17 protein-coding genes are annotated in these 21,667 nt (G+C 70.3%); 5 read left to right on the forward strand and 12 right to left on the reverse strand.

The features are described from left to right. Nucleotides 1-111 precede the first annotated feature (111 nt). Entirely contained in the window at nucleotides 112-4,155 is a 4,044-nt protein-coding gene (locus GQR16_RS07740) for a DUF3376 domain-containing protein (RefSeq protein ID WP_157414583.1), read from the forward strand. Nucleotides 4,156-4,223: 68 nt separating this feature from the next. Continuing rightward, nucleotides 4,224-4,913: a DedA family protein gene (locus tag GQR16_RS07745; protein WP_157414584.1), complete on the forward strand. Its 690-nt coding sequence runs from the start codon at nucleotides 4,224-4,226 to the stop codon at nucleotides 4,911-4,913. Here the strand turns inward: GQR16_RS07745 and GQR16_RS07750 are convergent. The 3 genes from GQR16_RS07750 to GQR16_RS07760 form a co-directional block, all read right to left on the reverse strand. Continuing rightward, nucleotides 4,888-5,529: an FMN reductase gene (locus GQR16_RS07750; protein WP_157414585.1), complete on the reverse strand. Its 642-nt coding sequence runs from the start codon at nucleotides 5,527-5,529 to the stop codon at nucleotides 4,888-4,890. The genes GQR16_RS07745 and GQR16_RS07750 overlap by 26 nt on opposite strands. An 11-nt stretch (nucleotides 5,530-5,540) precedes the next feature. Beyond that, complete coding sequence (locus GQR16_RS07755; RefSeq protein WP_157414586.1) at nucleotides 5,541-6,761, reverse strand: LLM class flavin-dependent oxidoreductase; 1,221 nt, start codon at nucleotides 6,759-6,761, stop codon at nucleotides 5,541-5,543. A 231-nt stretch (nucleotides 6,762-6,992) separates the two neighbouring features. Continuing rightward, on the reverse strand, nucleotides 6,993-8,624 hold the full coding sequence (locus GQR16_RS07760) for a M20/M25/M40 family metallo-hydrolase (protein WP_157414587.1): 1,632 nt from the start codon (nucleotides 8,622-8,624) through the stop codon (nucleotides 6,993-6,995). A gap of 165 nt (nucleotides 8,625-8,789) precedes the next feature. Here GQR16_RS07760 and GQR16_RS07765 point away from each other — a divergent pair, with 165 nt between their 5' ends. After that, nucleotides 8,790-9,179 (forward strand): thioredoxin family protein, encoded by a 390-nt coding sequence (locus GQR16_RS07765; RefSeq protein ID WP_157414588.1) that lies wholly within the window; start codon nucleotides 8,790-8,792, stop codon nucleotides 9,177-9,179. A 45-nt stretch (nucleotides 9,180-9,224) separates the two neighbouring features. On the opposite strand, the gene GQR16_RS07770 is transcribed toward GQR16_RS07765, so the two are convergent. The 3 genes from GQR16_RS07770 to GQR16_RS07780 form a co-directional block, all read right to left on the reverse strand. Further along, nucleotides 9,225-9,842 (reverse strand): hypothetical protein, encoded by a 618-nt coding sequence (locus GQR16_RS07770; RefSeq protein WP_157414589.1) that lies wholly within the window; start codon nucleotides 9,840-9,842, stop codon nucleotides 9,225-9,227. Nucleotides 9,843-9,916: 74 nt separating this feature from the next. After that, nucleotides 9,917-10,831, reverse strand: coding sequence for an LLM class flavin-dependent oxidoreductase (locus GQR16_RS07775; protein WP_157414590.1), 915 nt, complete (start codon nucleotides 10,829-10,831; stop codon nucleotides 9,917-9,919). A gap of 22 nt (nucleotides 10,832-10,853) precedes the next feature. Next, nucleotides 10,854-11,888, reverse strand: coding sequence for an EamA family transporter (locus tag GQR16_RS07780; protein ID WP_157414591.1), 1,035 nt, complete (start codon nucleotides 11,886-11,888; stop codon nucleotides 10,854-10,856). 116 nt (nucleotides 11,889-12,004) lie between these two features. Between GQR16_RS07780 and GQR16_RS07785 the strand changes: the two genes are divergently transcribed. Continuing rightward, nucleotides 12,005-12,553, forward strand: coding sequence for a CGNR zinc finger domain-containing protein (locus GQR16_RS07785; protein WP_157414592.1), 549 nt, complete (start codon nucleotides 12,005-12,007; stop codon nucleotides 12,551-12,553). A 114-nt stretch (nucleotides 12,554-12,667) separates the two neighbouring features. On the opposite strand, the gene GQR16_RS07790 is transcribed toward GQR16_RS07785, so the two are convergent. Together GQR16_RS07790 and rpsO are read right to left on the reverse strand one after the other, a co-directional pair. Next, nucleotides 12,668-13,423, reverse strand: coding sequence for an HNH endonuclease family protein (locus tag GQR16_RS07790; protein ID WP_157414593.1), 756 nt, complete (start codon nucleotides 13,421-13,423; stop codon nucleotides 12,668-12,670). 293 nt (nucleotides 13,424-13,716) lie between these two features. Next, nucleotides 13,717-13,986: a 30S ribosomal protein S15 gene (rpsO, locus tag GQR16_RS07795; protein WP_022893496.1), complete on the reverse strand. Its 270-nt coding sequence runs from the start codon at nucleotides 13,984-13,986 to the stop codon at nucleotides 13,717-13,719. A gap of 304 nt (nucleotides 13,987-14,290) precedes the next feature. Here rpsO and GQR16_RS07800 point away from each other — a divergent pair, with 304 nt between their 5' ends. Continuing rightward, a complete protein-coding gene (locus tag GQR16_RS07800) occupies nucleotides 14,291-15,319 on the forward strand; it encodes a DUF4190 domain-containing protein (RefSeq protein ID WP_157414594.1) in 1,029 nt (342 codons plus the stop codon). A gap of 16 nt (nucleotides 15,320-15,335) precedes the next feature. On the opposite strand, the gene GQR16_RS07805 is transcribed toward GQR16_RS07800, so the two are convergent. From GQR16_RS07805 to GQR16_RS07820, 4 genes are all read right to left on the reverse strand, one after another. Further along, nucleotides 15,336-18,803 (reverse strand): DEAD/DEAH box helicase family protein, encoded by a 3,468-nt coding sequence (locus GQR16_RS07805; RefSeq protein WP_157414595.1) that lies wholly within the window; start codon nucleotides 18,801-18,803, stop codon nucleotides 15,336-15,338. A 319-nt stretch (nucleotides 18,804-19,122) separates the two neighbouring features. Next, nucleotides 19,123-19,914 carry a GIY-YIG nuclease family protein gene (locus GQR16_RS19725; protein ID WP_211373468.1) on the reverse strand — a complete coding sequence of 264 codons (792 nt, stop codon included), beginning with the start codon at nucleotides 19,912-19,914 and terminating at the stop codon, nucleotides 19,123-19,125. Next, nucleotides 19,914-20,657 (reverse strand): hypothetical protein, encoded by a 744-nt coding sequence (locus tag GQR16_RS07815; RefSeq protein ID WP_157414596.1) that lies wholly within the window; start codon nucleotides 20,655-20,657, stop codon nucleotides 19,914-19,916. Before GQR16_RS07815 ends, GQR16_RS19725 begins: the two co-directional genes overlap by 1 nt. Nucleotides 20,658-20,714: 57 nt before the next feature. Then, on the reverse strand, nucleotides 20,715-21,644 hold the full coding sequence (locus GQR16_RS07820) for a hypothetical protein (protein WP_157414597.1): 930 nt from the start codon (nucleotides 21,642-21,644) through the stop codon (nucleotides 20,715-20,717). Nucleotides 21,645-21,667 lie beyond the last annotated feature (23 nt).

Genomic DNA, 21,667 nt, shown 5'->3' on the forward strand with positions numbered 1-21,667 from the left:
GCCGTCCGCGGCATCCGCTCCTCGTGACTCGGTGCGCGCCCTGATGCCGGCGGTGCTCGCCGATCGCTAGCATGTCGCCGACCGACACGGGTCTTCGCGAGGGAGCGAGCGATGCCAGATCCGGAAGCGACCCCAGCACGGGTACCGCACGACTACGTGATGCTGCGGCTGGATGCCGCCGCGAACGACCAGGTCGACGCGCGGGCCGTGCCGCGCATCTACGGCACGTTCCCCGAACCGGAGGGCACCGATCCGGCGCCCGAGTTCGCCGGCGACGTCAATCCGCGGATCTTCCTGCCGAAGGGCGGGCGCCCGTACGCGGCACGCGGGCTTCGTGTCGCGCTGGCGATGAAGGGCGGCGTGAGCCTCGCCGTCTGGATCGGCGGCGCCGTCGCCGAGCTCGACGTGCTGCGCCGCATCCGCGTGTTCCAGATCGGCGACGGCCCGGCGCAGGCGCTCCTGATCCGCCCGGCGCCCACCGCCGTGCGCGCTCCCGGTGCCGCTCCCGTCGCCGCCCCCGACGAGGAGCTGCTGCTGCGGGCCGACGCCTACGCGCGCGTGCTGCATCGCCACGGCTACGACCGGGTCGAGTTCGACGTGCTCGCCGGGGCGAGCGCCGGCGGCCTGAACGCGGTCATGTACTCGGTCGCGCAACGTGCCGGCGTCGGCCTCGACGGGATCCTCGGCACCTGGCTCACGACCGGGTCGGCGTGGGGCCTCCTGCAGACCGGTGATCCGGCGCAGTTCGACTCGGTACTGCGCGGCGACACCTACTTCTGGCCCGAGCTCGCGGGAGCGCTCGGGCGCATCGCCGCGGGCGACGTCGGAGGCGCGACGAGCAGCGCGACGGCGCCCGGCGATCCGACCGACCGGCGTGGCACGGGCGATGCGGATGCCGCATCCGACCTCGACGGGATCGGCGCCGCCGCACCGATGCGCGCCGAGACCGACGCGGCCCGCGCCGCGCTCGCGTCGCCGCACGTGGTGGTCGACCTCTCGGCGACGCTCATCGACGCGACCGACACGACCGAGCGCGGAACCGCCGAGGGGCGGGCGCACTTCCGCTTCGTCGGCGACGACACCGACCCGGTGCCCGACCGGGGCATCCCCGGCCGCAGCGCCGATGCCGACACCGACGCGCCGATCGCCTGGTCGCGCCTCGCCTATGCAGCCCGATCGACGTCGTCGTTCCCGGGTGCGTTCGAACCGGCCCTCATCTACTCGGGCACCGAGCCCCTGCGGCCGTCGGGCGAGCTGAACACGCCCGACATGCGCAACGTGTTCAGCGCGCATCGTGCGGAGATCGCGAAGCATCCGTTCCGCGTCGTCGACGGCGGCGTGCTCGACAACATCCCGATCGACCGGGCGCTGCGCGCCGTCCGCAACGTTCCCGCGAACGAGCACGTCAACCGGGCGCTCATCTACCTCGACCCGTCGCCGAAGGAACGCACCAAGGCGCTCGTGCGGGCCACCGAGTACGACGGCGAGGGCCCGATGCGTCCGCCGCCCGAGCCGAAGGTGCGCGACGACCGGCTCTCGCGCTTCCTGTACGCCGTGCCCACTGCGCTCCGCAAGCGCACGAGCGAGTCCGGTGAAGACGAGATCGACCAGGTCTACGCCGACCGCACCGCCGCGATCGTGCGCAAGGGCCGCGACGAGCTGCTCGCCGTGCGACTCGACCCCACGCCGACGGCCGACGAGGAGCCGGCAGACCGCTCGCTCGCCGCGTACACGCGCATGCGTTCGACGACCGACGCCGATCTGCTCGGCACGGTGTTCGCCCGGCCGGGCGAGTGGACGCTCGGCACGAACCTGGAGTCCCGGCCGCAGCGGCGCGCGCTCGACCGGCTCAGCATCCAGCGCGTCGGCGCAGCATTGCGCCGCGTGCTCGACCAGCTGAGCCGCAGCGGCGAGGTGGCGCCCATGCCCGGCGAGCCCGACCTTCCGCCGATCGCCGACGACGCGATCTCGCTCGGCTCGCAGACGCTCGTCGACACCGCGTTCTGCGTGCTCGACTGGATCCGCGCCCTCGAGGACCAGACGTTCCACACGTCCGGGCTCCACGCCGACGGCCGCAACACGACGGGGCTGCACGCGTTCGACGACGCGCTCAGGGCGGCCGACGACGACGCGTACGGCAACCGCGGCCGAACGCGCGCCGCCGTCCGCGAGACGCTCTACGACGTGCTGCGCGATGCACGGGATCTCCGCGACGGGAGCATCGCCGCCGCGCTCGACCGCGTCGATGCGATCGCGCCCGCCGACTCCCCGCTCTCGGCCGCGGGCGCCGAGTCGGTCGCGCGCACGTGGATCGCAGCGAACGGCGACGATTCGGCGACCCGCACGACGCTCTGGCAGGGACTCGACGGAATCGTCCGGTGGCTCCAGCGCGCCAACGCCGTGCTCGCCGCGCAACCGGGTCAGGAGGAGTGGGCCGAGAGTCCGTGGCACCGCATGCCGACGCAGGGCACGCCGCTGCCGGCATCCGAACTCCCGCTGATCTTCGGCGGCAGCGGAATGCCGACGGCGTCGTCGCCGGTGCGGTTCCACGTGATCGGTTCCGACACGCAGCCCGCAGCCGTGTCGGAGTACCGCACCCTGCTCGATGCGCAGGTGCTCGACGGATACAAGGCGGCACTCGCCAAGCCCGTCGAGGACCTCGCCGACGCCGACCTGCTGCGCCGGCTGATCGACGATCGCGTGCTGTACTCGTCGTCGAAGCTCGCAGGGCTCCGGATCGCGAACTTCGCCGGGTTCCTCAGCACCGACTGGCGGCGGAACGACTGGTGGTGGGGCCGCCTCGACGCGTCGGCGGGCATCGTGTCGTTCCTCGAGTCGATGGACGTCGCCCCGAACATCTCCGCCGTCGCGGGCTCCGAGCTCGGCGGTGTGCAGGCCGCGCTCCTCCGCGAGATGAACGCGAGCGCCGAGCGGCCGTACGCGAAGGCCGTCACGTCGGATCCGACGACGATCCGCGCCGAGGTGGTGCGCGGCACGCAGGACCTGGAGTCGCTCCGGTCGGGGTATCGCATCGCACTCGCGACCCGCGTCGTCCGCTCGTTGTCGGCGGCCACGGTGCGCGGGTCGCGGAAGCTCTCGCCCGTCCGGGTGGGGCAGTGGCTGATGCGCCCACTGCTCGTGCTCGCCCCGCTGCTGCTGTCGACGCCGCGGCTGATCCTCGCACTCGTCGTGTTCGCCTGCGGGCTGATGCTCTCGGTGCGGCAGCTGACCGGCCAGCTCGACGAGTCGGCGGCGGTGTCGCGGAGCCTCTTCGGTGCGAGCGCGGCCCTCGTCGTGGCCGCGATCATCGTGCTCGTGCGACTCGTCACGGCCGCGCGTGCGGCCGGCGCGCGACGGAGGCGCATCGACGCGCATCTGGGCGACGACACGGCGAACCGCCTCGCCGATGCGACCCGCGCGCAGCAGGTGGTCTCGACCGCCGAGGGCCGCGCCCGTCTTCCGCGCATCGCGCTCGTCGTTGTCACGATCGCGCTGCTGGCGGCGTTCTTCGTCGTCTCGCTGAGGTTCGGCCTCTGGACGCTTCCGTTCTGGATCGCGCTCGTCACGCTCATCGGCGTCACCGAGCTCACGCATCGCCAGCTGCAGACCGTCGCCGTCGCCCGCCGCCGCAGACCGCTGCGGTGGGTGGTCCTCGTCGGCTTCACCGTGGTCGCGCTGATCGTGACGTCGCTGCTGCCGCAGTGGCTCGATGGCATCGCCGAGCAGGCGCGATCGCCGCTGGCGTTCGTCTCCGACGGCGTGTGGGGCTCGCTGGCGTGGCGCCTGATCGCGGCAGCCGTCGTGGTCGCGGGCATCACGGTCACGCTGTTCGCCACGACCATGCGCGTGCGGCACCTGTTCGTCGTGCTGCTCGCCGCGGAGGTCACGATGGTGATCGCGGTCACGGCGACGACGCTGCTCGCCGCGATCGACGACACGGCCGGCGGCGACGATCCCCTCGCGATCGCGATCGCCGCCGGCATCACGGCGGCGCAGGGCTGGGCGGCCTACCTCATCACGGCGTGGGCCGTCGGCACGGTGCTCTGGTGGGCGCCGTGGTTCCGCGGGTTCGACATGGCGGCGACGCCGCCGACCGACGCGGTGTGGGACCTCGTGCCCGGCTCGCTCGTCGACGCGGAGCGAACCCGACGGTGACGGATGCCGCGGGCGGCCGCCCGCGGCATCCGCCCCTGCCGTTCACCTCGGTCGGGTAGAACACCCGTGTGGATCTCGATGCGATCGCCGCCTCATCGTGGGTGCTGCCCGTGCTGTTCGCGTTCGTGGTGGGCGATGCGTTCCTCGTGGTGCTGCCGAGCGAGACGCTCGTGGTCGCGCTCGGCGCACTGGCCGCCTCGACGGGGTCGCCGTCGCTCTGGGCGGTGGTGCCGGTCGCCGCGGCGGGGGCCGTCGTCGGCGACCTGTGCTGCTACCTGATCGGGCGGCGCGTGGGCCTCGACCGCTGGGCGTGGCAGCGGCGCGGGGGCGTGGGCCGGGCGCTCGAGCGCGCACGCGACACCGTGCACCGGCGCACGGCCGTGCTCGTGTTCACGGCCAGGTACGTGCCGTTCGCGCGCATCGCCGTGAACCTCGCGGCGGGGGCGGGCGGGGTGCCGCTGCGCCGCTACCTGCCGCTCTCGCTCGCGGCCGGCGTCGCCTGGGCCTGCTACAACGTGGGCATCGGTGCGCTCATCGGTGCCGCCTTCGGCGATCAGCCGCTCCTCGCGACGCTCGTGTCGATTCCCGTGGCGATCGTGCTCGGGCTCGGCGTCGACCGGCTCATCGCACGCGTGGATGCCGGGCGCTCGGCCAGGGCGGATTCCCCTGGTTCGACGCCGGGCACGACGAAGGCCCCGGCGCCGGGTTCGACGCAGGGGCCTTCGGACGGGTTCACTCCCCCGCGAGACCGCCGATGAGGTGGCCGGTGGGGCGGTCGAGCGCGAACGGGTCGTTCACGAGGTTCGCACGGTCGGTGCGCTCGACGAGGTCGGCGAACTCCTTCGCGCCGCGGAAGATGCGGTCGGGCAGCGAGCGCACGCCGTCGCCGCCGTCGCCCCAGTCGCTGGTGGCCGCGTAGACGCCGGTGGTCACCGGGATCGCGTGCAGGTAGGTGAACAGCGGACGCATCGCGTAGTCGATCGCGAGCGAGTGCCGCGGCGTGCCGCCGGTCGCGCCGAGCAGCACGGGCAGGTCGGTGAGCGCCTGCGTGTCGATCACGTCGATGAACGACTTGAACAGGCCCGCGTAGCTCGTCGTGAAGATCGGCGAGACGGCGATGAGCCCGTCGGCCGAGGCGACGGCCTCGAGGGCCGCCTCGAGCTTCGGCGGCGCGAAGCCGAGCAGCAGGTTGTTCGTGATGTCGTGCGCGAGGTCGCGCAGCTCGAAGGTCTGCACCTCGACCTCGACGCCGCGCTCGCGCAGGATGCTCGCGGCATCGGCCGAGAGCCGGTCGGCGAGCTGACGCGTCGAGCTCGGGGTCGACAGGCCCGACGAGATGACGACGATGCGCTTGACGGCGGTGGTGTCGGTCATGGTCGTGCTCCTTATCGCGTGGCGGCGGGGCCGAAGGCCGAGCCGGTCTTGACGGGTGCGGGTGCGGCGGCGGTGGCCTGCGCGTCCTGGTAGGGCGACGGGCCGGCGAGGTTGTCGCCGCGGTTCGCGTTCGGCGTCGCCTGGCGGGGCGCCTCGCCGCCGTACGTGGCGGCGACGAGCGAGGCGTGGGTCGGGGCATCCGGAACCTCGGCGGGGCGGTTCGCGGCGAACTCGCGGCGCAGCACCGGCACGACCTCTTCACCGAGCAGGTCGAGCTGCTCGAGCACGGTCTTCATGGGCAGGCCCGCGTGGTCGAGGAGCCACAGCTGACGCTGGTAGTCGCCGACGTAGTCGCGGAATCCGAGCGTCTTGTCGATGACCTCCTGCGGGCTGCCCACGGTGAGCGGGGTCTGCTGCGTGAAGTCCTCGAGGCTCGGGCCGTGCCCGTAGACGGGCGCGTTGTCGAAGTAGGGGCGGAAGTCGCGCACCGCGTCCTGCGAGTTCTTGCGCATGAACACCTGCCCGCCGAGGCCGACGATCGCCTGTGCGGCGGTGCCGTGGCCGTGGTGCTCGAAGCGCTGGCGGTAGAGGGCGATCATGCGCTGGGTGTGCGATGCCGGCCAGAAGATGTGGTTGGCGAAGAAGCCGTCGCCGTACGACGCGGCCTGCTCGGCGACCTCTGGGGTGCGGATCGAGCCGTGCCAGACGAACGGCGGCACGCCATCGAGGGGGCGCGGCGTCGAGGTGAAGCCCTGGAGCGGCGTGCGGAACCGGCCCTGCCAGTCGACGACGTCTTCACGCCAGAGGCGGTGCAGCAGCTCGTAGTTCTCCTGCGCGAGGGGCAGGCCCTGACGGATGTCCTTGCCGAACCAGGGGTAGACCGGGCCGGTGTTGCCGCGGCCGAGCATGATGTCGACGCGACCGCCCGACACGTGCTGCAGCATCGCGAAGTCCTCGGCGATCTTCACCGGGTCGTTCGTGGTGATGAGCGTCGTCGAGGTCGTGAGCTGCAGGGTCGAGGTCTGGCCCGCGATGTAGGCGAGGGTCGTGGTGGGCGAGCTCGACCAGAACGGCGGGTTGTGGTGCTCACCGAGCGCGAAGACGTCGAGGCCGACCTCTTCGGCGTGCTTGGCGATCGTCAGGGTGGCCTGGATGCGCTCGGCCTCGGTCGGGGTGCGTCCGGTGGTCGGGTCCTGGGTGATGTCGCTGACCGTGAAGATTCCGAATTGCATGATGCCCCTCCTGGGTGTTCCTTCTGACGATCCCATCGTATGCATTTGCATACATCTGCTCCAACGGGACCTCCATGCACCTTATTCCCGCGAATTCGGACTTCTTCGCCGGATGCCCCCGACGCGGCCTCCGCGCGACGCTCGCATGCCGTCCGGCCGGGCGCCCGCACGCGGAAGCGGGGCTCGCCGCCGAAGCGACGGGCCCCGCCCCGCGTTCGCGTTCCGACCGGATCAGCTCGCGTCGGCGTGGCCCTGACCGTGGTCGTGGCCGGGTGCCAGACCGCCGCCGCCCGGGTTGTTGACGGTCAGCTCGGGACCGGCGGGTGCCGGCAGCGAGAGGCCCCCGGGCACGTTCGCGCCCTTGACCCCGTTCACCGACTGGGTGGAGTACGCGTAGGCGAGCACCGCGGTGGCGATCGCGTCGACGTTCTGGTCGAGCGCGGTGCGGTTCACGTTGTCGATCGTGTCGCACGCCTGGTGGTAGCACGGGTCGTACTGCGCCCCCGCGGTACCGCCCCAGATCGCCGCCTGCTCGGCCGTCTTCACGACCTCGGCGCCCGTGAACAGGCCGCCCGACGGGATGCCGGCGAGGATGAACGCCTCATAGTCGCTGCGCCCGCTGAACTCGGCGTCGTCGTACGGGATCGCGTTGCCGGTGTAGAAGCTCTCGAAGAGGTCCTCGATCGCTTCGGAGCCCGCGGGCACCGCGACCGGGGCCGGCCAGCTGGACTCGTCGGCGTCGTACACCATCTGGATGTAGTTCGGCGATCCGACCATGTCGAAGTTCATGTACAGGGCGATGTCGTCCTTCTGCGCCTGGCTCAGGCCGTCGACGTACGCCTGCGACCCGAGCAGGCCGTCCTCCTCGGCTCCCCACCATGCGAAGCGGACGGTGTTGGCCGGCTTGAGCTTGGACAGCTTCTCGGCCACCGCGATGAGCGAAGCGCTGCCACTGCCGTTGTCGTTGATGCCGGGGCCGGCGGAGACGGAGTCGAGGTGCGCGCCCGCCATGACGACATTGTGCGTGTTCTTGCCCGGGAGCTCTGCGATCACGTTGACCTGCGGACGCTGCTCGGGGCTCGGCACGGTGACCGTCGCCGTCGAGCCTGGCACGGCGAGCGCCGCACCGTCGGCGTAGCTGATCCCGACCACCGGAACGTCCAGCGGCTGGGTGTTGATCCCGAAGAGCGTGCCCAGGAGGAGCACCGAGCGCTCGGGCGTGTTGCCCTGGTTGAACTCGATGACCGCCTCGGCGCCCGCGTTCTGCGCGTTCCGCGCCTTGACGCCGAACTCGCACGTGCCGCGCTGGATGAGCGCGATCTGGGTGCCGGGTGCGTCGAATCCGAGGCCCGTGAAGTCGGATGCCTCGCATCCGCTCGTGACGGTGAGTCCGTTCGGCTGCCCGAGGACGACGTCGACGGGGATGACGGTGCCGGTCACGGTGCCGTAGCCGGTGCCGGTCATCGACTCGGTCGCCCTGGCGGTCGAGGTCGGCGTCAACTGCTGCAGGCTGGCTGGTCCGACGAAGGTGTAGTCGAACTCGTCGGTCGTCACCTTCCAGCCGGCGGCGGAGAGTTGCTCCTTCACGTACTCGACGCTCGCGTCGTAGCCGGGCAGACCTGCCGCACGGTTGCCGCCGTTCGCGTCGGCGATCGCCTGGAGCGCTTCCAGATGGCCGACCACCGCATCGGCGTCGACGCATTCGACGAGTTTCGCGATCGTGTTGTTGTTGCGGTTCTCGCACGAGTTGCCGCCGGGTGCGGCCAGTGCTGCTCCTGCGGGGACGAGGGCCAGGGCGGCGACCGCGGATATCGCGGTCGCGAGCGCTCCGGCCCGACGGGATTGCCTTGTCGTTCTTGACATGTCACTCCTCACAGGCGAGGCCGTCTTCGTTGACGGCGCTTGAGGCCCGAGGCTATCCGCCGTGGCGCCTGCGCAACAGACTTGACATCGCCCCCCCGGATGAGGCTCGCGTCGCTCGCAGCGAACACCGGGCGTCCGTCCAGCGGCAGACCGTACGCTGGAACCATGGCTACCGTTCCCCTGACGCTTGAGACCTTCGAGAAGACGATCCTCGAGGGCGGCACCGTCTTCGTCGACTTCTGGGCCGGCTGGTGCGGCCCCTGCATGCAGTTCGCACCCAACTACGAGGCCGCCTCCGAGGCGAACCCCGACCTCGTGTTCGCGAAGGTCGACACCGAAGACCAGCAGCAGCTCGCCGCCGCGATGAACATCACGTCGATCCCGACGATCATGGCCTTCAAAGACGGCGTCGGCGTCTTCGCCCAGGCCGGCGCGCTCCCCCGCCCCGTCTTCGACGACCTGGTGTCCCAGGTGCGCGAGCTCGACATGGAGAAGGTGCGCGAGCAGATCGCGGCCGAGCAGTCGGCCGAGGGCGCCGAGACCCCCGTCGCCTGATCGGCTGAGCGGTCGTGCCTGCGAGCGGATGCCGCGGGCGATCGCCTAGGCGTTCGCGGGCGTCAGCGCCTCCGCGAGTCCGCTCGCGTCGAGGTCGACCCCGAACGGGCGCGCGTCGCCCGTGATGCGGGCCGGCACGCGCACGAACGCGCCCCGCAGCCGCAGCGCATCGAGCTGTTCGAGCCACGGCTCGGTCGCGGCATCCGAGAGGAAGCCCGCGTGGCGTGGGCGGTCACCGCCCACGAGCTGCACGCCGACGCGGTATCGCATCGAGAGCCAGTGGCTCGCGCGCGGCACGAGCACGGCGTGCTGGTCGGCGCCGCCGTGGATGCGCGCGAGCTCGATCGCGGCCTGATGGCGGTGCACGTCGGTGACCGGGATGACGCTGCGCACCTCGCGCGAGCGGGCTGGCGCGTCGAGGATCTCGAGTCCGTCGAGCGTCGACAGACCGCCCCACTGGTCGGGATTCGTGCGCGTGTGCCCGGCGCGCAGGAGCACCACGAGCAGCCAGACGAGCGAGGCGACGAGCGCGATCAGGAACGGCCAGTACAGCCACGCGGGCGAGTTCGGGCGCACGATGCCCGTGAGGATGAGCAGCACGAGCACGAGCAGGTACGGGGTCGGCTCCCACGCGAGCAGGGGCTTCGAGCGGGGTGCTGGCATGCGTTTCAGGCTACCCGAGCGCCGGGCGACCGAAGCGCCGGGCTACCCGAGCGCCGGGCGGCCGAAGCGCCGGGCTACCGGAGCCCCGGCAGGCGCGACGCCACCTCGTCGAGCACCGCACGACTGCCGGCGTAGATGCCGTCCTCGCGCGGCCAGTGCGCGACGACGTCGGTGAAGCCGAGCTCGGCGGCGCGCCCCACGGCCTCCTCGAAGGCGTCGACGCTCTCGAGCGCGTACCGCGCCGACGAGTCGAGCAGTAGCGTTCTCGGCATGGTCGAGGCGTCGCGCCCTGCGGCCGCGCACGTGTCGTCGAGCCGTCGCGAGAGCTTCGCGGCGTAGGCCCACCACTCCTCGGTGTCGTCGATCGAGCCGGCCGTCGTGACCCAGCCGTCGCCGAGGCGCACGGCGAGCGCCATGGCCTTCGGGCCGTCGGCCGCGATGTGCAGCGGCGTGCGCGGGTGCTGCGGCGGTGCACCCACCATGCGCGCGTTCACGGCGCGGTACCACTGCCCGTCGTACGAGATTCCGGCGTCATCGGATGCCGCGGCATCCGTCGCCGTCGGGTCGCCCTCGAACCGCAGCAGGAGGTCGAGGGCCTCGGTGAACTCGGCGAACCGCTCGAACCGCTCGGTGGGCGTGAGCAGGGGCTCGCCGAGCACCGTCGCGTCGAAGCCCGTGCCGCCCGACCCGACGCCGAGCAGCACCCGGCCGCCCGAGATCTGGTCGACGGTCGCGATGTCCTTCGCGAAGGGCACCGGATGCCGGTAGTTCGGCGAGGCGACGAAGGTGCCGAGCTCGATGCGCTCGGTGACCATGGCGGCGGCCGTCAGCGTCGGCACGGTCGCGTGCCAGCGCTCGCCTGCGAGACCGCGCCACGAGAGGTGGTCGTAGGTCCACGCGTGGTCGAAGCCGTACTCCTCGGCGCCGCGCCAGAGCTCGGCGGCCTCCGGCCAGTCGGACTGGGGCAGGATGCAGATGCCGAAACGCATGATCGAAGCCTACGGGCGCGGGCTAGGTCGCGGGGCGATCGACCGGGCGGCCGGTACCGACGGGCTGGTCGACCGGCAGTGGGTCGGGCTCGAACGACAGGTCGGGCTCCATGGCCGTCGCCGCGCCGGGCACGATGTCGGGGGCCGTCGCGAGCGCCGGGCGCTCGAAGCGCACGAGCACGATGCCGCCGAGGATGAGCAGGCCGCCGAGCAGCTGCACCGGGCCGATCGCCTCGCCGAGGAGGATCCACGCGACGATGCCCGCGAAGACGACCTCGGAGAGCCCGAGGAACGACGCGAGGCGCGTGCCGAGGATCTGGATGGCCTGGATGCCCGCGACGTACGCGAACGCCGTCGACACGGCGCCGACCGTCAGCACCGGCACCCACCACGGGGCCGTCGTGCCGAAGTACGGCATGGACGCGAAGTTCGCCTCGAACGGCACGAGGCCGACGAGGAGCGAGGCGCCGAGCACGAGGCATCCGATGAACAGGCCGACTGCGGCGAGCGAGATCGGCGGGATGCCGGTGTCGGTCCGCTCGCCGAGCACGTAGTAGACGGCCACGCCGATCATCGCGATCGCCGCGAAGGCGATGCCGAGCGGGTCGAGGGCGCCGCCGGCCGGGCCGATGACGAGCACGAGGCCCACGATCGCGACGACCGACCCGGCGAGCACGACGAACTGCGGCACGTGGCGGGTGCGCACCCAGGCGAGGGCGACCAGGGCCACGGGCGCGAGGTACTCGATGAGCAGCGCCGTGCTCACGGGAATGCGCGAGATCGACATGTAGAACGCGAGCTGCACGCCCGCGACCGCGATGACGGAGTAGACCAGCACGGTCCACTTCGCGCGCCAGAGCGGCCGGAGGTCGAACTTCAGCGCGATCAGGCCGGGCACGAGCAGCAGCAGGGCGCCCACGAGCACGCGGAAGAACACCGCCGCGCCGGGCGACCAGCCCGACTCGAGCAGGGGTTTCACGACGGCCCCGCCCGCGCCGAACGCGAGGCCCGAGCCGAGGCCGAGCATGATGCCGAGGATGCCGCGTGAAGCCCGCATTGCGCTGCCGTTCCGTTGGTTCGTGATTCGCATGAGATCGTTCGCGAGCCGCGGCCATGTCATGCCCGAAACTCGTTATGCTCGTGACAGTACTCGGGCAGGAAGTCAGGAGTCAAATGTTTTTCACCCATGACACGGAGTCGGCGCTGCAGTTCGTGGGCGCGCTCACCGACACGGTGCCCTCGGCCTCCGATTCGGGCGACGACGAGCTGCGCACGATCGGCCAGCTCGACGCGCTGCTCGTGACCTGGAAGTACTCCGGGCGGCACGACCGCGACGCCCGCGAACTCGGCGAGGTGCGCGACGCGCGCGAACGCCTCCGCGCGCTCTGGCTCCTCGACCGCGACGCCGCGGCCGACGCCGTGAACGAGCTGCTCGCCGACGCGCACGCCCTCCCCCGGCTCGTGCGCCACGACGACCTCGACTGGCACATCCACGCGACCGCGCTCGACGAGCCGCTCGCCACGCGCATCCTCGTCGAGGCGGCCATGGCGTTCGTCGACGTCATCCGCTCCGACCAGATGGAGCGCCTGCGCGTGTGCGACGCCGACGACTGCGAGAGCCTCTACGTCGACCTCTCGAAGAACGGCTCGCGCCGCTTCTGCACCACGCGCTGCGGCAACCGCATGGCCGTGCGCGCCTACCGGGCCCGCGCCGAGGCCTGACGCTCGACCGCAGCCGAACTCCGGATGCCGCGGACGACGCGCCGATCCTTCCAGGTTTCGCACGGCGTGTCGCCGTCGCGATCCGGAGTTGCGCCGCGCACCGTGCGCGTCGAGCTAGGCCGGACAGCCCGCATCGACCGCCGCGATCGCGTCGAGGTCCTCCGGCGCGATCGTGAGCCCGTAGGCGAGCAGCACGCCCGCGAACCGGTCGACGTACGTGCAGGCGTACTCGCCCCGCGGCGGCATCCATTCGGCCGGCCCCGAGTCGGATTTCGACTGGTTCGCCGGCCCGTCGACCGCCGAGAGGTTCGCCGGGTCGTTCGCGAACGCGGCGCGCTGCGCGTCGGTCCACGTCGAGGCGCCGTGCTGCCACGCGTACGAGAGCGGCACCATGTGGTCGATCTGCACGGCCTCTGACGTGTCGGGGCCCCGCGTGAACGAGATCACGGCGCCCGTGTACGGGTCGTGCAGCGTGCCCGTGCGCACGATGCAGCCGTTGCTGTCGGCGCGGAACACGAGGTCGACGAGGTCGCGGATCAGCACGTCGTTGCGCGTGTCGCAGCCGTTGCCGTCGACGTCGGCCCAGGCCGCGCCGAACAGTTCGCGGTCGTACGGCGACGTCGAGGACGGGCCCGCCACCACGAGTGCCGCGAGGTCGGGGTCGAGCGTCGCCGGGTCGATCGGGGCGCGGTGGACCGGGGCGTCGGATGCCGCGGCCGACGGCCCCGGCGGGAACCAGCCGTCGCCCGCCTCCGAGCTCGTGCCCTCCGGCCCGTAGAGGTACACCCAGATGGCGACGGCGAGCACGATGACGAGGAGGGTCGGGAGGGAGATCCGGCGGGTGCGGCGGGAACGGCGGCGAGAGGGCATCCGATCATTCTGGCGTGCCCCGGAGACACCGGATGACACGCCGGCAGCCCCGGGTTCGCGCGGCATCAGCCGCGGAATCGCTCGCCACGGGGTCTTGCCGGATCACGGGCACTTCGTCAGGCGCCGGATGCGTCGAACCCCCGTGGCCTGCGCGACACGTCGCCCCGCGGCATCCATCGCCCGGGAATGACGAAAGCCCCCGGCCGGTTCCGAAGAACTGGCGGGGGGCTTTCGCAAGAAGCTCGCGGTATCAACGAGAGCCGCAGCGCCGCACGAATGCGGCTGGGTGCTGCTTAGCGGCGCAGGCCGAGACGCTCGATGAGCTTGCGGTAGCGGTTGATCTCGACATCGGCGAGGTAGCCGAGGAGACGACGGCGCTGACCGACGAGGAGGAGCAGGCCACGACGCGAGTGGTGGTCGTGCTTGTGCTCCTTCAGGTGCTCGGTGAGGTCCTTGATTCGCTTCGTGAGGAGCGCGATCTGGACCTCGGGGGATCCAGTGTCACCGGGGTGCGTCGCGTACTCTTCGATGATCGCCTTCTTGACGTCTGCTTCGAGTGCCATAGATGGGATCCCCTTTCTCATTCGTTGCGCGCTGCCCGAGGCCGAATGCCTGGGCTCTCTTGATGCGCGGCCGTTTCACGGCAACCTGAAGAGTCTACCAGAGCGGATGCCGCGTGGCCGCCGGTGCGCGGAACGGCCGATGCGCACCGGCACGCTGTGCACAGCGCCGATCCCACCGCCGAGGATCCGCATACGATGTGCCGCACGGCACCCGCCGCTCATCCGCACCCGCGTTCGGCGCGGGCGCACCGCCATCGACACCTGCACACCCGGGCCCTCGCGGCGCCCGGAAGGGAGCCCCGCCATGCCCGAGACGCCGATCGAGTCCGATGAGGCGCGTTCCGACCGTCCGGTGTCGCCGTACGGGCCCTCCCCGACGACCGCGGTCGGCGCCGCACCCGCACCTGCTCCTACTCCCGCTCCCGCTCCCGCTCCGGAGTACGGGGCTGCGGCGTCGGTCTCGCCCTACGGCGCCGCACCCGCTTCGACGCATCCCCCGGCTGCCCCGCCCGTCGGCTCGCGCGACCCGTTCGGGCTCGCGGCCCTCGTCGTCGGCCTCGTCGCCGTCGTGACCGCGGTGATCCCGGCCGCCGTCGTCGTCGCCTGGCTTCCGGCCCTCGTCGCCGTCGGCCTCGGCATCGCGGCCCTCGCATCGAAGGGGGTCACGCGAAAGGGGCACGGGCTGGCCGGCCTGATCCTCGGCGTCGTCGCGTTCCTCCTCGCGATCGTCGTGAGCGTCGCCGCCCTGTTCTGGTCGGCGTCCGCACCGATCGGCGGGTCGACCGGTGACTTCAGTTCGGGGCTGCTCGACGAAGCGCTGAACGACCCCGATGCCGCCGACGAGTACGTGCCGTCCGAGTTCCAGGTCGTCGGCGGCACGGCGACGGGCGACCTCGACGACCCGTTCCCCATCGGCGAGACGGTCGAGGTCACGAACCACGGTGAGCCGTACTACTCGATCACCGTCGGCGCGCCGAACCCCGATGCCGACGCGCTCGTCGCCGAAGAGAATCCGTACAACGACGTCGCTCCCGAAGGCTCCTCGTACGTCCTCGTGCCGGTGACCGTCGAGTTCCACGGAGATGCGGAAGACCCCGACGCGCTCGGCTCGCCGGCCTTCGACATCCGCGTCTCGTTCACGACGGGCGACGGCGGGCGCATCGACGAGGACTACGCGGTGATCCCCGACCCGTTCTTCATGCTCCCCGAGCTGAAGTCGGGCGAGAGCGCCACCGGCAACCTCGTGTTCGTCCTCCCCGACTCGACCCTCGACGCCGGAACCTGGCTGGTCGACCTCGGGTACGAGGATTCGTTCCACACGTCGGCCCGCTAGGGACGGCGACGCGCGTTCAGGCGCTCCGCAGGGACTCGACCGGGTCGGCGGCGATCTCGATCGACCGCAGCACCGCCACGAGTTCATCGACCCCGGAATCGCCGAAGAGTTCCTCGGGGCCGGTCTCCGCGATGCGGCGATACCGCTGGTCCTCGTACAACGCGTCGATCGGCACCGATCCGTCGTGCGCGAGCCGGTCGACGATGAGGTCGACGAACGAGATCTGTCGGGCGCCGAGGCGCTGGTGCGACACGAACTCGGCGAGTGCCTCCTGCGCGGCCGATCGTTCGAGTCCGACGATCGAGCGGATGAATCGACCGAGACCCTTCGCGGCCGCGGCCGCAGCGTCGAGGTCGGCGAGGTCGGATGCCCCGAACTCCCCGCCCTCTCGCAACATGCGCTCGAGCTCCTCGACATCGGTCGCGGTGAGCTGTTTGCCGGTGCGGAGCTTGCGTAGGACGACGTGGTTCTCGTGGGCGACGAGGTAGGCGTAGAGCTTCGCCCGGAATCGTGCGGAGTCGACTCCCGGTGCGGCGAACACGAACTCCCCCGCCTCGGAGCGCACCTCGTCGTCGAAATCGGTGTAGACGGGGGCTTGACGCGATACATCGATGAGCTTGACGAGCTCGCGCAGCCGAGTGCGCACGAGCTCGAGCAGGGGCAGCGTCACGTCCTGCCACCATTCCTCCCCCGCGACCGCGTCGATGAGGTCGAGGTGCTTCGCCACGGCAGGGATCGACCGCTGCTCACCGAGCGCCGAAGCGAGCGCACGGATGCGGTCGCGCGCCTGGGCGAATCCGGCATCCGCGGTGAGCACGCCGAGTTGGGCGCGCAGCACGAGCAGGTCGAATCGCTTGGCACGTTCGTCGGTGTCGGCAACGAGCGCTGCCGACGGCAGTTCGGCCAGTGCGGATGCCTCGGCGAGCGCCGCGGCATCCCCCTGCCATGCGTCTCCGCGTGCGAACCGCTCGACGAGTCGTCGGTGCGGGCGCACGAGCACGTTGTGCTCGCTCATCTCGGCGACCACGCGTTGCAGGCGCTCGGCGAGGCCGGTGCGCAATTCACGATCGGCGGTGCCCACGAAGGTGCCGGCACCGCCGCCGACATCCGCCCGATCGATCTCGGTGATGAGCGCGAGCCGAGCGTCGAAGAGTCGACCGTGCAGCGACCGCGCGCTCGAGCCTGCCGCCTCGGGCACGTCTTGATTGAAGTACTCGATGTTGCCGCCGACGTCGAAGACGATGAAGTCGCGCTTGTCTTCGCCGGGCCCGTAGATGTCGCGACGCAGGCGTGTGCCGCGACCGATCATCTGCCAGTACTTCGACTTCGAGAAGACGGCCTTGAAGAAGACGAGGTTGACGATCTCGGGCACGTCGATGCCGGTGTCGAGCATGTCGACCGAGATCGCGATGTGCGGTGCTGCGTCCGGCCGGCCGAACTGTTCGATGAGGTTCTGGGCGCGGTCGTCGCTCGAGACGATGACCTGGGCGAAGTGCCCCGCGTACTCGGGGTAGTTCTCGTCGAAGCGCTGTTGGATGAAGCGCGCATGGTCGATGTTCTTCGCGAACACGATCGTCTTGCCGAGCCGGTCGCCCGCGGCGACGGTGCGCCCCTCGGTCATGAGAATGCCGAGCACGCGGTCGACGGTGTCTTCGTTGAAAAGCCAGCGGTTGACCGATTCGGCTTCGATACGGTCGGGGATCACCCCGTCTTCGCCCCACTCGGTGAGGTCCCAGTCCTCCTTCTGCTCATCGGTGAGATCGTCGTAACGGATGCCGCTGCGCACGAACTTCGATTCGATGCGGTGCGCGACGGGCGGCACGAGGTACCCCTCGTCGATCGCGGTGCCGAGCTCGTACGAGAACGTCGGAACGCCGTCCTCGAGGCGGAACAGACGGTAGGTGTTGTGGTCGACCTCGTCTTTCGGGGTCGCGGTGAGGCCGACAAGAGGGGCGTCGAAGTAGTCGAAGATCGCGCCGTACTTCTGGTACACCGAGCGGTGCGCCTCGTCGATGACGATGAGGTCGAAGAATCCGGGCCCGAAGCGGCGCAGCTCGGCGGTGCCGTCGCCTGCGGTGTCTCCCCCGCGGTTCAGCAGCCCCAGCATCGTCGGGTACGTCGACACGTACACGCGCCCTTCGACGTCGCGCGCGTCGAGCAGGTTCACGGTCGGGCTGCCGGGCAGGTGCTCCTTGAACGCGTTCGCGGCCTGCGTGACGAGCGCCTTGCGGTCGGCGAGGAACAGCACGGTCTTCACGTGGTTCGCGCGGGTGAGCAGGTCGACGAGGCCGATGACCGTGCGGGTCTTGCCCGATCCGGTGGCCATGACGAGCAGCGCGTGTCGTTCGCGGTCGCGTTCGAATGCTTCGGTCACCGCGCGGATCGCCTGGTGCTGATAGGTGCGTTCGACGATCTGCGCATCGATGTCGATCGAGGCGAGCGGGTGCCGCACGCCGGGCTGTCGACGTTGCTGCAGACGTGTCAGCTCATCCTTCGTGTAGAAGCCCTGCACCTCGCGCGGCGGGTGGCCGGTACCGGCGGGTGCGTCGTCCCAGATCCAGTGCTCGTAGCCATTGCTCGTGAAGATGACGGGCCGCATGCCGAAGCGGCGCTCGAGGGCGTCGGCGTAGAGCTTCGCCTGCTGCTGTCCGCTGCGGGGGTCGCGTTTCGTGCGCTTGGCCTCGATGAGCCCGAGCGGGCGGCCGTCGTCGCCCCACAGCACGTAATCCACGCGCCCGACGCCGCTCGGCGTTCCCTCGAGGTCGCCCACCTCGAACTCGATCGCGTGCTCATCGCGCGGATCCCAGCCCGCTTCGCGCAACAACTGGTCGATGAACTGGTCGCGGGTCTCGGCCTCGTTGTAGTCGTGCGTGTCGGGCACGGCCGCGTTCGCTGCCTTGACGAGGGCGACCTGCGCCTTGAGTGCGGCGTTCTCGGCGCGCAACTGCTCGCTCTCGGCCTCCTTCGCGGCGAGCGCGGCGTCTTTGACGGCGTTCTCGTCGAGCGCCTTCGCGAGCTCGGCCTTGGTCTTGGAGATGAGGCCAGGCTGGGGCTTCGGAATCGAGGCCGCGTCGAACGGCTTGCCTCGCATCGGTCGATGCTCGGGCGTGCTCGCATACCGGGTCGCGAGCCAGTGCAGCGTGTGGAACAGCTCGCGCACGATCGCGAGGCTGTCCTGATTGGTGAGTGCGTAGGTCTTGTGCACGGCGTCGTTGCCGCGCTTGCGGATGAGGTTCATCTTCGTGAGCACCGCATCGCCGACGAGCCGTTTGAAGGTCGGTTCGTGCAGCAGGCTCGACAGGTCGTCCTTGTACGGGCGCTTCAGCGAGGCATCCGCCCGATAGAGCCAGTAGACGCTGAGTTCGACCGTGCGGCGAGCGTAGAAGAGGCTCGAGCGCGGGTCGCCGTAGGTGTAGAACTCGGCGCGGGCGGCCTCGCTCGCGATCTCGGGCCAGTCGGGCGCCACGAAGTCGAAGTTGCCCACGTCGGCAGGTCCTCTCTCGGGGCGCCGGGCGGAGACGAACGACAGTGTCGATCAGCGAGGTCGGCGCAGTGCCTCCGAGCGTAGCGATTCGCACCGGTGAGCGGATGCCACGACGCGGCGATCACCCCCGTTCGCGGGGTGCGTGCTCGTCGCCCTAGGTCGCCCGATCGTCACTGGGTATTCATCGCCGGGAGGCGTCATGCGCTGGACGTCGCCGGACGGTAAGGTGCTGCGCACGTTGCCCGAGCGGCCGGTGGGGCCCCCACTCGAACCGAGCGGCAAACGCGGTATGCGAAGAATGGACTGGACGGGCAAATTCTTATGGCTGCCCGCGCGTGAACAAGGGGTAGGCACTCGCGCGGTGCCGTACCGACACGTCGATCAGCCTCCCGGAATGGGCCGCCGTCATCGGTTCGGTGACGGCCCAAGTGTGAATCTGCCATCCGATCGAGCTGATCAATTGCAGTGCCATCAATGCGACGCTGGAGTCCGCAAGATCGTGCTCGCGTGCCAGACCAGGTGCCACGACGGCATCGTCCAGCGGGATCCGAGTGGTGAAGAACGGGCGACCGGCGTCCCATGCTCGCTGCGCGTCCCGTTGGCATGACTCGAGGTGGAGACGGAGTAGCTTCTCTCGCTGTTCGGGAAGACGAGTGTTCTGTGCCTTTCCACCCTTGCGGTTCGCGAATGGCAAGGTGCCGTGCTCCGCCGCGAAGTCGGCCAGCAGGCCAGATTCGACGGACTCGGGATCTACATCGGGCGTCTCCCGCCATGAGACGCGCAGGTCGGCGCTGTCGGCCAACTGCCAGATCATGCGCCCGCCCCAATGGCCGACCAACTGGCCCGCACCATGGCGCCGGTACTCCGAGAGCCGCCTGCGCAGATTGGTCGCCTTGCCGATGTAGATGACGGATGCCGCGGGCACCCAGGCCCGCTCGAGTTCACCGACCGGCAGTGTCGGGTTCTTCCCCTTGAACCATCCTGCCGGATTCGTCTCGAGGAAGGCGGGCGGGGCATCACTCTCACGGACCACCACGTACACGCCCGGCCCGGTCGGGACCCTGACGCTCGGGAGGAGATCGAACCGAACTGACCCACTGAAGCCCTCCATCAAAGTTCCTCGCTGAGCTCTGCGCGCGGCGCCTTGGACTCAGGACCTGTGTCTGCTTCGGCCGAGTCATCCCATGAGAGGCGGATGTCGCCGAACGCGAGGTTCGATGCCGTGATGACTCCTTGGCTGGCGAGCGCGTTGGCTGCGCCGCCGATGACGGCGCCGATGCCGAACGGCACCACCTTGCCAAGTACGATGATGCCCTGCTTCGTGCCGTACTTGGTGATGAAGTTGTGCCCGAGCACCTTGTTGGCCGCCTTGATCTGGCTCATCGGAATCTTCGAGACGAGCTGTCGCGCCCAGTGCTGTCCGGTGCGTTCGGCGACCTGCGTGACGCTCTTGGCTCCGAGGTCGCCGAGCAGGATCGCCATCACCAGAGTGCGACGGCGTTCGATGTCGTCGACCCGGATGCCCTGCACCTCGGCTCGCGCGAGAATGTAGAGCACGGTCGCGTTGAGGAATGCGATGGCTTCACCACCCGAGATCGCGAGTGCGACGCCGGTGCCGACAGCGGGCGCCGCCGCAGCAGCGCCGACGCCGACGCCACCCGCGATCGTGGCGGCACGCAGTTCGACGTTGAGCCGCTTGACGACCTGCTCGGGTGTCGCGTCCGGGCGGTTCACCCGAATGCGGGCGATGTGCCGATCGGTCATCGGCGCCTGGAACGTGAGCGCCTTATCGAGCAGCGCAAGCGTCAGACCTTGCTTCGCCGGGGCGTCGTCGATCACGGTCGCATCAGTCATTCGGGATTCTCCATTCGGGTGTTGAGTGCACGTTCATTCAGCTCGACGAGCGACGTGTCATTCGGTCTCGGGTGCCTTTTCCACGGGGCAACTGCCGATCTGGATGGGTCCGAGGCTGAAGTCGCAGTACTCGACGTACGAGATCTCGGACTTCCAGTCCTTGTTCGTGATCGAGGTCTGTTCTGGGGCAGGTCGGAGGTAGGCCCAGCCCCAAATTCCGTCGTCGCCGGCCCGGGTTGTGCAGCCGGAGCCGCAGTCCGCCAAGCGCGCCTTGACGTCATCGATGAACGTCGAGAGCGAGTCGCACGTGCTGCGCGCTGAGACGGTCAGCTCGCCGAGGCACACCGAGTTGTACATCGCGATGTGCATGCTCACGCACGCACGGTAATCGTCACCGTCACCGCAGATCTGGCCGGCCCCGCCGCCCCACGATGGTTCCCGCGTCAAACTCAGCGCCGCCCCGTACCCTTGCGACTCCGTCGCGGGCTTCGACTCCTGCAACACCACGTCGTACGAGTAACCGTTGTTCAGTCCCACGACCACGAGCACCCCGAGGATGCTCGACACTGCGGAAACGGTGATGGCGACGGTGAGCACCGCCACATACGCCGGAGCGAATCCACGCCCGTCGGTGCGTCGTCTCAGGGAGACGTCGATGCACAACACCACGAAGGACAGCAGCCCGAGCGCTCCGGGAATCCAGGAGTAGCCATCGATGAGCAGGATGTTCGACGCGACTAGGCCTACGGAGGTGAATCCGGCGACCACCCACCAGAAGATGCGCCATCCCCGGGTCAGCGGGCCATACGAGCGCCTGCCGCATTCCGTGCACGTGAAGCGACGCATGCCGGCGAATCCGGGCTTCACGTCGCCCGTGAACGCCGCACCACAATGGCGGCAGGTCCTCTCCGACGTCGTCGGCGCTGACAGGTCGTCCGGGCTGTCCGTCTCGGCGGCGTCAGCCGTGGGGCGTGGGGCTTCGGTCATCGATGTCCGTTCGGGTTCACGGA

This window comes from Agromyces allii (assembly GCF_009749385.1).
Classification (GTDB): Bacteria; Actinomycetota; Actinomycetes; order Actinomycetales; family Microbacteriaceae; genus Agromyces; species Agromyces allii.

Excerpts from the sequence above, each read along its gene's own strand:
- GQR16_RS07785 (WP_157414592.1), top strand. The coding sequence starts at position 12,005 with ATGTTTTTCACCCATGACACGGAGTCGGCGCTGCAGTTCGTGGGCGCG.
- GQR16_RS19725 (WP_211373468.1), bottom strand. The coding sequence starts at position 19,914 with ATGGAGGGCTTCAGTGGGTCAGTTCGGTTCGATCTCCTCCCGAGCGTC.
- GQR16_RS07800 (WP_157414594.1), top strand. The coding sequence starts at position 14,291 with ATGCCCGAGACGCCGATCGAGTCCGATGAGGCGCGTTCCGACCGTCCG.
- GQR16_RS07750 (WP_157414585.1), bottom strand. The coding sequence starts at position 5,529 with ATGACCGACACCACCGCCGTCAAGCGCATCGTCGTCATCTCGTCGGGC.
- rpsO (WP_022893496.1), bottom strand. The coding sequence starts at position 13,986 with ATGGCACTCGAAGCAGACGTCAAGAAGGCGATCATCGAAGAGTACGCG.
- GQR16_RS07740 (WP_157414583.1), top strand. The coding sequence starts at position 112 with ATGCCAGATCCGGAAGCGACCCCAGCACGGGTACCGCACGACTACGTG.
- GQR16_RS07780 (WP_157414591.1), bottom strand. The coding sequence starts at position 11,888 with ATGCGGGCTTCACGCGGCATCCTCGGCATCATGCTCGGCCTCGGCTCG.
- GQR16_RS07770 (WP_157414589.1), bottom strand. The coding sequence starts at position 9,842 with ATGCCAGCACCCCGCTCGAAGCCCCTGCTCGCGTGGGAGCCGACCCCG.
- GQR16_RS07760 (WP_157414587.1), bottom strand. The coding sequence starts at position 8,624 with ATGTCAAGAACGACAAGGCAATCCCGTCGGGCCGGAGCGCTCGCGACC.
- GQR16_RS07775 (WP_157414590.1), bottom strand. The coding sequence starts at position 10,831 with ATGCGTTTCGGCATCTGCATCCTGCCCCAGTCCGACTGGCCGGAGGCC.
- GQR16_RS07755 (WP_157414586.1), bottom strand. The coding sequence starts at position 6,761 with ATGCAATTCGGAATCTTCACGGTCAGCGACATCACCCAGGACCCGACC.
- GQR16_RS07820 (WP_157414597.1), bottom strand. The coding sequence starts at position 21,644 with ATGACCGAAGCCCCACGCCCCACGGCTGACGCCGCCGAGACGGACAGC.
- GQR16_RS07815 (WP_157414596.1), bottom strand. The coding sequence starts at position 20,657 with ATGACTGATGCGACCGTGATCGACGACGCCCCGGCGAAGCAAGGTCTG.
- GQR16_RS07765 (WP_157414588.1), top strand. The coding sequence starts at position 8,790 with ATGGCTACCGTTCCCCTGACGCTTGAGACCTTCGAGAAGACGATCCTC.
- GQR16_RS07790 (WP_157414593.1), bottom strand. The coding sequence starts at position 13,423 with ATGCCCTCTCGCCGCCGTTCCCGCCGCACCCGCCGGATCTCCCTCCCG.